Below are 11,620 nucleotides of genomic sequence, written 5' to 3' on the forward strand. Positions count from 1 at the left end.
ATGGGCATTCGCCTGGGATGTGGTATACCAGCAGGAGAGAGTATGGGCATGTCACGTCAGACCAAGACGCCGTTGGGTGTCGCGCACATGTCACTGCGTGATCAGGTTCGGCTGGAGATCCGGAACCGCATCATGAAGGGGCAGCTTCCACCTGGCAGCAAGATGGTCGAACGTGAGCTGGCAGACGAACTGGGCGTATCCCGAGTCCCCGTGCGCGAGGCCCTGCGCATGCTCGAGTCCGAGGGCTTCGTCCATGTCGTGCCACGGCGAGGAGTCGTCGTCAAACATCTGTCGCAGACCGACGTCCAAGAGCTCTTCGACGTCCGCGAAGCGCTTGAGGCGTTCACCGCCCGCCGCGCTGCTGAGCACGCGAGCAAGGCCGACCTGCGGCGACTCAAGCGGCATCTCGACAAGGCGAGCCGGGCCGCGGCCGCGGGCAACGTTGATGACTTCGGTGACGCCAACGTGGCCTTTCATGACGAGATCACGGCCATCGCCGGCAACCACCTCCTCGGTACCATCCTGGAGCCCCTGCACAGTCGGCTGGACTGGCTGTTTCGCCAGGTGGACGACCCCGAACGGCTGTGCACCGAACACACCCGGCTGTACGAGGCAATCGCGTCCGGCGATTCGGCGGCAGCCGTCGCCGTCGCCGTCGAGCACGTCACCAGCAGCCGGAGAACCGCGCTGCGCATCTTGTTCGGCACTTCGCCGACCGCCACCGACGGTCCCTCCCCGAATCCGGCCCGCGCCGCCCCGGCCAAGGGCGTCCCTGGCGCACCTGGAACAACGGGGCCGTGACATCGACGGGTAGGACCCTCACGAGCCCATCTACCGCTGACAGGCATCGCGCCGCTTGTGGCCCCGGCTCCACCGCGTCATGGGCCCAATGGCGTCGATCAAGGATCTGATCATTCCCGCTGGGAAACGCAAAGGCGAGAACCCGTCCCTGGCCGGCATCCACCGGGCCCCGGCCGAGCACGAGAAGATGCGGAGCCACCCCGAGGCCGTCGAGAAGGCGCACGCCGAGTTCGCCGTGCTCCAAACCGGCGGTCGCCCCTGACCTTCCGTTCGTTTCGTTTGCGGCCGGCGGTTCGGCTCACGTCAAATAGCGCCACCTCGTTCGACTTCACCCTCCGCGCGACGGAACGGAATCCGGCGTTCACCACCTTCGCTCCGCAAGCGAGTCGATGTCCTGCTGACCGGTGGGAATCTCGTCAACGCCGGATTCCGTTCCACATCCCTCCGACCCCCTACACCACGGCTCCGGTGCCCTCCCGGCGGGCACGCGGCCGGGGCGGCTCGGGCGGCGGCTGCGAGCTGAACCGCTCCAGCTCGATCGCCAGCGGCCCGGCGACGAACGACGACGACGCCGTGCCGACCACGATGCCGATGATGAGCGCGAGGGCGAAGTCACGCAGGGTGTCGCCGCCGAGGACGGCCAGCGCGACGAGGATGAACAGGGCGCCGAGCCCGGTGTTGACCGTACGCGGGACGGTCTGCAGGATCGCGGCGTTGACGACGTCGGCGAAGCGGTCCCCGCGCCGCGCCTGCCACAGCTCCCTGACCCGGTCGAAGACCACCACCTTGTCGTTGATCGAGTAGCCGACGACGGTGAGCATGGCGGCCAGGAACACCCCGTCGACGGGTTTGCCCAGCCAGGCGAAGACTCCGACGACGGCGGCGGTGTCCACGACGAGGGCGAGGACCGCGGCGGTGCCGAACGTCCAGCGGAACCTGACCGCCAGGTACAGCAGCTGGGCCGCCAGCGCCACGGCGAGCGCGACGAGCGCGTTGCGGCGCAGTTCCTCGCCCAGGCTCGGGCCGATGAGCTCGTCGCGCTGCTTGGTCACCTGGCCGAGGTCGCGGTCCAGCGACCGTTCGATGCGGGCCACGTCGTCGGCGCTGATCTGCCCGGCGCGTACGGAGACCGTGGCGCCGGAGGCGTGCACGACCGCCGCCGGGTGCCCGGCTTCGGCCACGGACCGCCGGGCCGTCTCGGCGCTCACCGGCGCGGCGGCGGTGAACTCGACGAGCCGGCCGCCGGTGAACTCGACGCCGAAGTTCAGGCCGTGCAGGACCGGCCCGCTGACGGCCAGGACCAGTCCGGCGGCGGCCAGGGCCAGCCAGCGCCTGCCGCGGGACATGAGGCGCGGTTCGCGTTCGGCGATCCAGGTCCGGACGCGCCCCTGAGTGGCCAGCCCCGACAGCCGGGGCCCGACCCTGCCGACGAGCGAGTGGGCCAGGACGCGGGTGATGAGCATCGCCGAGACCAGCGAGGCGAGCACGCCGATGGCCAGGGTGACGCCGAAACCGCGCACCGGCCCGGAGGCCAGCCAGAACAGCAGCCCGGCGGCCAGCAGCGTGGTGATGTTGGAGTCGGCGATGGCGCTCCAGGCGTTCCTGAAGCCCGCGTCCAGGGCCGCGCGCAGGCCCCGCCCGGGTGCGCGGCCGTACTCCTCGCGGGCCCGTTCGAACACCAGCACGTTCGCGTCCACCGCCATGCCGATGGCCAGCACGAACCCGGCCAGGCCGGGCAGCGTGAGCGTCGCGCCGAACGCCACCAGCGCGGCGTAGGAGATGAGGCCGTAGGTGGCGAGCGCGACGGCGGCCAGCAACCCCGACAGCCGGTAGACGGCGACGACGAACAGCGCGGTGAGCAGGACCCCGGCGACGGCCGCTTCGGCGCTGGCCTCGATGGCCTCGGCGCCGAGGGTGGGACCGACGGTCCGCTGCTCGATCAGGGCGAGGGGGACGGGCAGGGCGCCGCCCTTGACGAGCACCGCCAGGTCCTGCGCCTGCTGGTGGGTGAAGGAGCCGGTGATCTGCGTGGACCCGCCCGGGATGCCGGTACGGCAGGGCACGGACGTGTCCACCTGGGGTGAGGAGATGATCTCCTTGTCCAGCACGATCGCGACCCGGCGCCGATCGTCGCCCGGGTCGTGGCAGGCGGCCTCGCCGGTCAGCCGCTGCCAGGCGGCGGCGTCGCGGAAGTCGACGGTGACGAACCAGGCCGGTCCCTGCTGGGGGTCGTTGCGGGCGGCGGCGTCGCTCACCCCGTCCCCGGTGATCGCGACGGGGCCGAGCCGCAGCCGCCGCCCGGACTCGTCGGCCAGGATCTGCCCGGCCCCGCCCCCGGCCGCTCCGGTGCCGTCTGCGGAAGCGGCGCCGGGGGTGGGGGTGGCGGGGTCGGCCTGGCCGAGCACCGGGTGGAAGGTGAGCTGCGCCGTCCTGCCGATGACCTGGGCGGCCTGGCGCGGGTCGAGCACGCCGGGCAGTTCGACGATGATCCGCCGCTCGCCGGAGCGGACCAGGGTGGGATCGACCACGCCGAGCGCGTCGGCGCGGCGGCGCAGCACGTCCAGGGCGCGGTCGGTGGCCTCGGCGTCGGCCTTGGCGGTGGGGGAGTCGCGGGTCTCGAAGACCAGCTGGGTGCCACCGCGCAGATCCAGGCCCAGGCGTGGCGATACGGTGACGGTGAGTAATGCGGCGGTGACGACGATGACGAACGCCGCCACCGCGCGCCACAGGGGCGCACGTGACATGGGAAGCCTCCACGGGCTGTCGACGGACTGTCGAGGGGAAAGGACGTCAGCGCGTCGTGGAGGGCGGTGCGCGGGCCGGGGCCCGGCGCGGGCGCGGCTGCGGAGCCGCCGGAGCGTGGCCGGCCGTGGCGCCGGCCGGTCGAAGGGCGCCGTCCGGTTCCCAGACGGGCGGCAGGACGGCCGGGTGCGCCGGTGCGGCGGGTGTGCCGCGGGCGGGGTGCAGGCGCGGCAGGACCGGGTCCGTCCCGGCGTGGACGGCCGGATCGGCCACAGGCTGAACGGCCTGGGCGGCCTGGTCCGGCCGGGTATGGGCGGCCGGGGGTGTCAGAGCCGGGCCCGGCCCGCCGCGGGCGGCCTGGCCCGCCACGGCCTGGACGGCCGGGCCGCTCCACCAGGCCGCGGGAGCCGCGCCGGTGGGGTGGGCGTCAACGGCGGGCGGCAGGAGCACGAACGCCGAAAGCAGCAGGAGCAGGACGGCGGGCACTCTGCTGCGCACGTCTCCTCCTGATCGGCGGGAAAAAGGGGGGGTGTTGCGGCCACCGTACCCCGGCGCGACCCCGCCCGCGCCGGCGGTCCGCGGCAGGGGCGGGGCCGGAACAGGGCCGGGGACGGGAACGGGAACGGAGCCGAACCGGAACGGGGCCGGGAGGAATGGACATGCCTTTTCGCAGCGTCTGGGCTATGGTCGGCCTCATGACCGGGCCGTGGCGCAGCGCAGCGGGAGGGTCCGTCGCGGCCGTCGCCGTGATGGGCCTGGTTCTGCTGTCCCTGCTGCTGTCCGGCTCGCCCGGCGCCTGGAGCGCCGGGAAGCACGCCCACCCGGCGGCGCCCTCGTCCGGCCCGGTGTGGGGTCCGGGCACGTGGGACGACGCGCCGGCGAGCCTGCCGCCGCAGGCCGCCGGGGTCCGTGAGCACCACGTGCCGTCGCTGTGGCCGTCGCGCGGCGAGCGGCAGGAGGGCGCCGCCCATCTGGCGCTGCCGTCGTCGCCGGGCCCGGACGCGGACGCGATCCGTGATCCGCAGCAGTTCGCGCACCGCACCGCGGGGTCGCGCAGCCCGCCGGCCGGCGTCTCCTCGATCTAGGTCCCGTCCTCGCGGGCCGCTCCGCCCGGGTTCCGCCCTGGCGGGCCGTTCCGCCCGCCGCTCCGGCCGGTCCCGCCGGCCGCGGCCGCCGTCATCCGCCGGTTCGCCCTGAGGGCGCGTCCGGGAACGCGTCTCCGTCCTGTGGGACGCGCGTCCGGGCCGCGCCTGCGCCGTCTTCGCCGCCCTGCGCCGCCTTCGCCCCCGTGGGGAGGCCGTACGGCCGGCGCGCGGCGAGGAATCTCGGGACGGGACCTGGCGCCGTCTTCCGTCCCTCCGGTGTCCTCCGGCCGTCCGCGCCGTGGGGATCCGGCGCCGTGCGCGCCGGATCCCCACGCCCGCCTGCCGCGGCACCGGGACTCCGCCGCGACCCCGCCGTGAGCGGGGCGAGCCTGCTCTCGGTCACACGCTAGGAGCGATCACCGCCATGGCCGATGTCAGATCGATCCACACCCATCCGCGGCACCTCGAACAGCCCCCGGCCCGCCGGGGCTTCGTGGCGCTCGACGTCGGCACCGCGCGCACCCGCTCGATGTCGTCGGGCGGGTGCGCCGTCGCCGACCGGCCGTCGGCGATCACCGGCGGCCCGTCCGGCGTCCCGGGCCCGGTGCGGCCCCTCCGGCACGGTGTGGTCGCCGACCCCGCGGCCTACCTGCGGCTGGTGCGGCTGGTGCTGCTGGAGGCCCGCTGGTCGGGCGCCTGGCCGCCGGAGCGGGTGCTGGCCGGCGTGCCGGTGACGGCGACGCCGGACGACCGGCGGGCGGTCGGCGCCGCGGTCGCCGAGGTCGCCGGGTGCGAGGCCACGCTGGTGGAGGGGCCGCTGGCCGCGGCCGTCGGCGCCGGGCTGGACATCGCCGGCCCCCGGCCGTGCCTGCTGCTGGACGTGGGGGCGGGCCTGGCCGAGGCCGTCGTCATCGACGGAGGGGTCATCACCGACGCCGCCGTCCTCCAGCTGAGCGCCACGACCGGTACCGGCCTGCCGCTGTACGCGCTGGACGGCGTCGTCGGCATGACGGCGGGCCTGCTGCGCCGGCTGCCCGGCCGGCCGCGCCCGGCCGGGCTGGTCGTCACCGGCGGAGGCGCCCGGCAGGCACCGCTGCTGGAGCGCCTGCGCGCCGCGCTGCGGGTGCCGGTCGGCGCCGCGCCCGAACCCGGGCACGCCACGATCCGCGGCCTGGTGAGCCTGTGCCTGCGGCCGGACCCGGAGGCCCGGGCCACCGCCGGCGGCCGCTGAGCCGCCTCGGCGCCCGCCCCCTCGTCCAGGGCTCCTCCGAGCCCCCTCATCCCGATCGGCGCCGTCCGCGGTGGCCGATCGCCTCGGTACCCATCGTCATCAGCGTCACCAGGAAGGAACTCTCATCATGACCGACATCCGCCAGACCTCTCACCTCAGTGGCGTCCAGCTGCAGGCGCTCCGCCGGGACCTGCGGGAGCAGCTGGAGCGGCGCACCCAGCAGGTGCTCGGCCTGCGGGCCGAGGCGCAGGACGGCGCCGGCGCCGACGGCACCTGGCAGGAGCTGGTGGCCTCCCTGACCGCCGCCGACCGCGCCGTCGCCGAGCTCACCCGGGCCCTGGAGCGGATGACGGACGGCACCTACGGCCGCTGCGCCCACTGTGAGGCGGGCATCCCGTTCGAGCGGCTCGAGATCCGGCCGCTGGCCCGTTACTGCATCGCCTGCCAGCGCCTGCACGAGGCCGCCTGACGGCTCCGCGCAGCCGGGCGGCTCGCACGGGGTGGCCGCGGGAGGAGGAACAATGTGGTCATGCGTGCGAGCCGTCTGCTGTCCCTGCTGCTGCTTCTGCAGACCCGGGGGCGGATGACGGCCACCGAGCTGGCCCGGGAGCTGGAGGTGTCGGTCCGCACCGTCTACCGCGACGTGGAGGCGCTGTCGTCGGCGGGGGTGCCGGTGTACTCCGACCGGGGCCCGGCCGGCGGGTACCGGCTGCTGGACGGTTACCGCACCCGCCTCAACGGCCTGACCGCCGAGGAGGCGTCGTCGCTGTTCCTGGCCGCGCTGCCCGGTCCCGCCACCCAGCTGGGGCTGGGGGAGGTGGCCGCCAACGCCGAGCTGAAGCTGCTGGCCGCGCTGCCGCCGGAGCCGCGCTCGCACGCCACCCGGATGCGTGAGCGGTTCCACCTGGATGTGCCCGGCTGGTACCGCGGCGCCGACGAGGCGCCTTTCCTGGCGGAGGTCTCCGAGGCGGTGTGGGACCAGCGGCCGCTGCGGATGACCTACCGCCGCTGGGGGCCGCGCGACGTCGAGCGGGTGGCCGAGCCGTACGGGCTGGTCCTCAAGGGCGGGTCATGGTACATGGTGGCCGCCGTGGGCGGAGGGGAGCCGCGCACCTACCGGGTGTCGCGGATCGTCAGCGCCGAGGTGCTCGCCGGGCGGTTCGACCGTCCCGCCGGGTTCGACCTGGCCGCCTACTGGGAAGGTTACGCCGCCGACTTCCGCCGCCGGATGTACACCGCCGAGGCGGTGGTGCGGGTGGCGCCGGGTCTTGAGGGCCTGCTGCGCTACACCGTCGGCGACGACGCCGCCGACGTCGCGCTGAGCGGCGCGGGAGAGCCGGACGAGCGGGGCTGGACGGTGGTGCGCCTGCCGATCGAGTCGGTCCGGCACGCCCGCTGGACGCTGCTGCGCCTGGGCACCGACGTGGAGGTGCTGGAGCCGCCGGAGCTGCGGGCCCTGATGGCCGAGACGGCCGCCGCGCTCGTCACCCTGTACGGCGAGGCGGGCGGTTAGGGGGCGGTGGTGGACGCGGTGTGGTGCGAGCCGTTCAGCGGAATATCCCTAATTTCATGATCTACTTTGTAAAGGGGATGCTTATTGCAAAAAATCAGTAAACAACAACCAAAGACGGGCTCGAAAAAGCAAGAGGGGCCGCGCTGGAACGACGAGCCGCGGATCGCGGGTAGGAACACGAAGGGTCACGGGCGCGGGGCCGGTGACCGTACCTGGGGCGGGGGGCGTGATGGCGGTGTGGCCGGGGGGAGTGGCGCGGCCGGAGCGGGTGCCGGCTGGGGCGTCGGCCGACGGGGCGGGGATCGTGGTGGGGGCGGGGCCGGTGACGGTGGACGTCTACCTCGATTTCCTGTGTCCGTTCTGCCGGAGGTTCGAGGAGTCGGCGGGGCCGGTGGTGGAGCGGCTGGCGGCCGACGGGGTGGCGAGCGTGGTGTATCACCCGATGGGGTTTCTGGACTCGCTGTCGCCGGACCGGTATTCGTCGCGGGCGGCGGCGGCTTCGGGGTGCGCGGCGGATGCGGGGAGGTTCGTCGAGTACGCGCGGGTGCTCTTCGGGTCGCAGCCGGCCGAGGGCGGGCCGGGGCTGTCGGATGAGGAGCTGGTGGAGGCGGGTGAGGCGGCCGGTGTGGAGAGCGGGTCGTTCGGCGGGTGTGTGCGCTCGGGGGTCTATTCGGAGTGGGTGGGGTTCGTGACGGCGATGGCGGGCCGGGCGGGGGTGGAGGCGACGCCGTCGGTGCTGGTGGAGGGGTTGGTGGTGTCGGCTGATGCGTCGTCGATCGTGGGGGCTGTGCTGGAGGCCGGGCGGGGGTGAGGCGGAGGTTGGCGGTCTTTCGCCTCGTGTGGGATTTTTAGGGCTTCTTACTATTTTCCCAGGTTATTAGGGCTTTTAAGTGTCCATGAGGTTGGCATGGACACGGGGCCCTTGCTGCTGATGGTGGTGGCCGCGGCATTGGTCTTCGCCTTCACCAATGGATTCCATGACACGGCGAACGCGGTGGCGACGTCGGTGGTGACGGGGGCGTTGCGGCCGTACGCGGCGGTGGGACTGTCGGCCGCGTTGAACTTCGCCGGGGCTTTTCTGTCGTTGAAGGTCGCGGCGACGGTGGCCGGGGGGATCGTGGACAGCGGTGTGATCACGTTGCCTGTGGTCTTCGCGGGGCTGATGGGCGGCCTGCTGTGGAATCTGGTGACGTGGTATCTGGGGATGCCGTCGAGTTCGTCGCACGCGCTGGTCGGCGGGCTGGTGGGGGCGGCGTTCGTGGCGGTGGGGGCGTCGGCCGTCAAGGGGGTGGGGGTGGCGTCGCTGGTGCTGTTGCCGGCGCTGCTGTCCCCGGTGGCGGCGATGCTGGTGGCGGGTGCCGGGTCGCGGGTGGTGCGGCGGGTGACGCGAGGAGTGCCGGCGGGGGTGCGGGAGCGGGGTTTCCGGGTGGGGCAGATCGGTTCGGCGTCGCTGGTGTCGCTGGCGCACGGGACGAACGACGCGCAGAAGACGATGGGTGTGATCATGCTGGCGCTGGTCACCGGGGGTGCGGCGGGTGCGGGTGAGGATCCTGCGGGGTGGGTGGTGGTGAGCAGCGCCGCGGCGATGGCGGCGGGGACGTTCGTCGGGGGGTGGCGGATCGTCCGTACGGTGGGCCGGAGGTTGGTGCGGATCGGGAGCATGGAGGGGTTCGCGGCCCAGAGTGGGTCGGCGGCGTTGATCCTGGTGGCGTCGGATTCGGGGTTTCCGTTGTCGACGACGCAGGTGTGCTGCGGTTCGGTGGTGGGCGCGGGGATGCGCCGGGGGGCGTCGAAGGTGCGGTGGCGGGTGGTCGCGGGAGTGGCGGGGGTGTGGCTGATGACGTTGCCGGGGGCGGCGGTGCTGGGGGCGCTGATGTGGTGGGGATCGCAGTGGGTCGGTGGGATGCAGGGGGTGGGGTTGATGTTCCTTCTGGTGCTGATGGCGGGGTTCTGGCTCTATGTGGCGGCTGATCGGCGTCCGGTGAACGCCTCCAATGTCAACGCCGAGCGGGCGGGGCACCGCATGAAGTGGGAGGAGGAGGGGGTGTGACGGTGTTCGCCGGGGAGCTGGGGGAGTTCCTGTGGGTGGTGGTGGTCGCGTTCGCCGGTGGGGTGGGGTGGGTGGCGGTGTACGCGCTGGGTTTGGCGGGTGTCTCGGCGGCGCGGCGGGAGCGGGGGTGCCGGTCGGCGGGGTGGGTCTGTGCGTCGGTGTGTTTCCTGGCGGCGGTGGCCGGGGTGGTGGGGGGACTGTGGCTGATGCTGACCGGCCAGGGGAATGCGGGGTGAGGAGGCGCGGCGGACGGTTAGGCGGTTGCCCGCGCCGATCACGGTTGCGACGATGAGGGCATGTTCCTCCTGGCTTTCATCGGTTCGTGTTTCGTGGTCGCCATGGTCCCCGGCGCCAGCACCGCGATCATCCTGCGGCAGACGCTGCGCGCCGGGCGGGCCCGGGGGCTGGCCGCGGCCGTCGGCAACGAGACGGGCATCCTGCTGTGGGCGCTGGCCGCCGCGTTCGGTCTGTCGGCGCTGGTCGTCGCCTCGGAGGTGGCCTATGACGTCATGCGGGCGGCAGGGGCCGCGGTGTTGCTGCTCATGGGCGTCCAGTCGCTGTGGAACGCCCGGCGTCGGCGGGAGGGGCGGGACGGCGGTGGGGGAGGGGAGGGGCCCGCGGGCGAGAGCGGCGGGGGGCTGCGGCGCTCCTACCTGCTGGGGCTGAGCACCTGCCTGGCCAACCCGAAGGCGGCGGTGTTCGCGATGTCGTTCCTGCCGCAGTTCGTGCCGGACGGCGCCGACGTGCCGCTCACGCTGACGATGCTCGCGGTGGTGTGGGTGCTGGTCGACACGGTCTGGTACGGGTTGTTCATCTGGATGGTGGGGCGGGCCCGGCTGGTCTTCGGGCGGCCCGCCGTACGGCGCCGCCTGGAGGCGCTGTCGGGGGTGGTGCTGATCGGTTTCGGTCTGCGGCTGGTGACGGAGAGCCACTGAGGGCGGGACCGGGCCGCTGCGGGGATTGTTCGCCGATTTCATGATCTACTTTGTAAAGGTCGTCACTTAATGCAAAAAATCAGTGAATAGCGACTAAAGACAGCCTCAACCAAAAAGGGTCGTCGTGGCATCCGGCCGGTGCCCTTACGGGGCGTCGGCCGGATGCCGCGCGCTCCGGGCAGGAACACGGAGGGTCACGGGCAGGGGGCCGGTGGCCGTACCGGGGGAGCGGGGGGCGTGATGACGACGGAGCCGGGCGGGGTGACGCGACCGGAGCGGGTGTCGGTGGGGGTGGTCCGCGGTACGCCGGTGGGTGGGCGGGGTGCCGGGGGTTTTCAGGCCGGGGGGTGGCGGATGACGGCGATGGGGGCGTGGGAGTGGTGGAGGAGGATGGAGGTGGTGGGGCCGAGGGTGGCGGTGCGGCGGGCGGTGGCGCCGGCGACGACGAGTTCGGCGTTGTGGGAGGCGTCGATGAGGGCTTTGGCGGGGTGGGTGTGCAGGGTTTCTTCGGTGAGGGTGACGTCGGGGAATTCCTCGCGCCAGCCGGCGAGGGCTTCTGCGAGGAGGAGGGTTTCCTCCTGGCCGACGGCGTCGATGTCGTAGACGAGGGGCTGGGGGCGGCCGGGGGTGGCGTGGGGGTGGGTCCAGGCGTGTACGGCGTGCAGGGGACGGCCGCGTAGCCGGGCTTCTTCGAAGGCGAATCTCAGGACGGGTTCCTGGCCGGGTTCTCCGGTGGCGCCGACGACGATGTGGGTGTTCTGGCAGGGGGGTGGGGGGCCGACGACGATGAGGGGGCAGGGGCAGCGGGTGGCGAGGTCGCGGCTGACGGAGCCGAGGAGGAGTCCGGCGAAGCCGCCGCGGCCGCGGGTGCCGACGGCGAGGAGCTGGGCGTGGCGGGCGGCGTCGGCGAGGGCTTCGGCGGCGGGGCCGTCGAGGATGTCGGTGGTGACGGTGTGGACGTCGGTGCCGGTCTGGGCGCGTTCGGCGGCTTGGCGCAGGAGTTCCCAGGCGGTGGCTTCGGCGGCTGCTCCCCAGTGGTGGGGCTGGGGGGCGAGGGGGACGTCGTTGGTCCAGCGCAGGGCGGTGTGGGCGATGAGCAGGGGTGCTTTTCTGAGGGCGGCTTCCTGGGCGGCCCACATGACGGCTCGTAGTGAGGGGGCTGAGCCGTCGGCGCCGGCGATGACGGGTTGTGTCATGGTCCCTCCCGGCCGTGGGGGGTGGTTCTTTCAGGGTGGTGGCCGGGGGTGGGTGGGGGTAGGGGCG

Annotated in this window: 13 protein-coding genes; 10 read left to right on the forward strand and 3 right to left on the reverse strand. The window is 73.4% G+C overall.

The window, feature by feature from the left end; translation table 11 throughout:
• Positions 1-48 precede the first annotated feature (48 nt).
• On the forward strand, positions 49-801 hold the full coding sequence (locus AB0D67_RS35655; RefSeq protein WP_362945800.1) for a GntR family transcriptional regulator: 753 nt from the start codon (positions 49-51) through the stop codon (positions 799-801).
• A gap of 88 nt (positions 802-889) precedes the next feature.
• Positions 890-1,063 carry a hypothetical protein gene (locus AB0D67_RS35660; protein WP_362945802.1) on the forward strand — a complete coding sequence of 58 codons (174 nt, stop codon included), beginning with the start codon at positions 890-892 and terminating at the stop codon, positions 1,061-1,063.
• Between the two features lie 190 nt (positions 1,064-1,253).
• Here AB0D67_RS35660 and secD read toward each other — a convergent pair whose 3' ends face one another.
• Both secD and AB0D67_RS35670 read right to left on the reverse strand, forming a co-directional pair.
• Positions 1,254-3,545 (reverse strand): protein translocase subunit SecD, encoded by a 2,292-nt coding sequence (gene secD / locus AB0D67_RS35665; RefSeq protein ID WP_362945805.1) that lies wholly within the window; start codon positions 3,543-3,545, stop codon positions 1,254-1,256.
• Positions 3,546-3,591: 46 nt separating this feature from the next.
• Positions 3,592-4,041: a hypothetical protein gene (locus AB0D67_RS35670; RefSeq protein ID WP_362945808.1), complete on the reverse strand. Its 450-nt coding sequence runs from the start codon at positions 4,039-4,041 to the stop codon at positions 3,592-3,594.
• 161 nt (positions 4,042-4,202) lie between these two features.
• Between AB0D67_RS35670 and AB0D67_RS35675 the strand changes: the two genes are divergently transcribed.
• From AB0D67_RS35675 to AB0D67_RS35710, 8 genes are all read left to right on the forward strand, one after another.
• Positions 4,203-4,628, forward strand: coding sequence for a hypothetical protein (locus tag AB0D67_RS35675; protein WP_362945810.1), 426 nt, complete (start codon positions 4,203-4,205; stop codon positions 4,626-4,628).
• Between the two features lie 424 nt (positions 4,629-5,052).
• Positions 5,053-5,859, forward strand: a complete 807-nt coding sequence (locus tag AB0D67_RS35680; protein ID WP_362945813.1) for a rod shape-determining protein — start codon at positions 5,053-5,055, stop codon at positions 5,857-5,859.
• 127 nt (positions 5,860-5,986) lie between these two features.
• Positions 5,987-6,328 carry a TraR/DksA C4-type zinc finger protein gene (locus AB0D67_RS35685; protein WP_362945816.1) on the forward strand — a complete coding sequence of 114 codons (342 nt, stop codon included), beginning with the start codon at positions 5,987-5,989 and terminating at the stop codon, positions 6,326-6,328.
• A gap of 60 nt (positions 6,329-6,388) precedes the next feature.
• Positions 6,389-7,372: a YafY family protein gene (locus AB0D67_RS35690; protein ID WP_362945819.1), complete on the forward strand. Its 984-nt coding sequence runs from the start codon at positions 6,389-6,391 to the stop codon at positions 7,370-7,372.
• Between the two features lie 229 nt (positions 7,373-7,601).
• Complete coding sequence (locus AB0D67_RS35695; protein WP_362945822.1) at positions 7,602-8,183, forward strand: thioredoxin domain-containing protein; 582 nt, start codon at positions 7,602-7,604, stop codon at positions 8,181-8,183.
• 96 nt (positions 8,184-8,279) lie between these two features.
• Positions 8,280-9,422 (forward strand): inorganic phosphate transporter, encoded by a 1,143-nt coding sequence (locus AB0D67_RS35700; protein ID WP_362945824.1) that lies wholly within the window; start codon positions 8,280-8,282, stop codon positions 9,420-9,422.
• Positions 9,419-9,658 (forward strand): hypothetical protein, encoded by a 240-nt coding sequence (locus AB0D67_RS35705; RefSeq protein WP_362945827.1) that lies wholly within the window; start codon positions 9,419-9,421, stop codon positions 9,656-9,658. Before AB0D67_RS35700 ends, AB0D67_RS35705 begins: the two co-directional genes overlap by 4 nt.
• 60 nt (positions 9,659-9,718) lie before the next feature.
• Positions 9,719-10,357, forward strand: a complete 639-nt coding sequence (locus AB0D67_RS35710) for a LysE family translocator (RefSeq protein ID WP_362945829.1) — start codon at positions 9,719-9,721, stop codon at positions 10,355-10,357.
• 335 nt (positions 10,358-10,692) lie between these two features.
• On the opposite strand, the gene AB0D67_RS35715 is transcribed toward AB0D67_RS35710, so the two are convergent.
• On the reverse strand, positions 10,693-11,553 hold the full coding sequence (locus AB0D67_RS35715; protein WP_362945831.1) for a universal stress protein: 861 nt from the start codon (positions 11,551-11,553) through the stop codon (positions 10,693-10,695).
• Between the last annotated feature and the right edge of the window lie 67 nt (positions 11,554-11,620).

Origin of the sequence: Streptosporangium sp. NPDC048047 (assembly GCF_040653115.1) — a bacterium.
Lineage (GTDB): Bacteria > Actinomycetota > Actinomycetes > Streptosporangiales > Streptosporangiaceae > Streptosporangium.

Coding starts and splice junctions, on each gene's coding strand:
- AB0D67_RS35675 (WP_362945810.1), top strand. CDS start 4,203: ATGCCTTTTCGCAGCGTCTGGGCTATGGTCGGCCTCATGACCGGGCCG.
- AB0D67_RS35695 (WP_362945822.1), top strand. CDS start 7,602: ATGGCGGTGTGGCCGGGGGGAGTGGCGCGGCCGGAGCGGGTGCCGGCT.
- AB0D67_RS35685 (WP_362945816.1), top strand. CDS start 5,987: ATGACCGACATCCGCCAGACCTCTCACCTCAGTGGCGTCCAGCTGCAG.
- AB0D67_RS35680 (WP_362945813.1), top strand. CDS start 5,053: ATGGCCGATGTCAGATCGATCCACACCCATCCGCGGCACCTCGAACAG.
- AB0D67_RS35690 (WP_362945819.1), top strand. CDS start 6,389: ATGCGTGCGAGCCGTCTGCTGTCCCTGCTGCTGCTTCTGCAGACCCGG.
- AB0D67_RS35715 (WP_362945831.1), bottom strand. CDS start 11,553: ATGACACAACCCGTCATCGCCGGCGCCGACGGCTCAGCCCCCTCACTA.
- AB0D67_RS35710 (WP_362945829.1), top strand. CDS start 9,719: ATGTTCCTCCTGGCTTTCATCGGTTCGTGTTTCGTGGTCGCCATGGTC.
- AB0D67_RS35700 (WP_362945824.1), top strand. CDS start 8,280: ATGGACACGGGGCCCTTGCTGCTGATGGTGGTGGCCGCGGCATTGGTC.
- AB0D67_RS35655 (WP_362945800.1), top strand. CDS start 49: ATGTCACGTCAGACCAAGACGCCGTTGGGTGTCGCGCACATGTCACTG.
- AB0D67_RS35660 (WP_362945802.1), top strand. CDS start 890: ATGGCGTCGATCAAGGATCTGATCATTCCCGCTGGGAAACGCAAAGGC.
- secD (WP_362945805.1), bottom strand. CDS start 3,545: ATGTCACGTGCGCCCCTGTGGCGCGCGGTGGCGGCGTTCGTCATCGTC.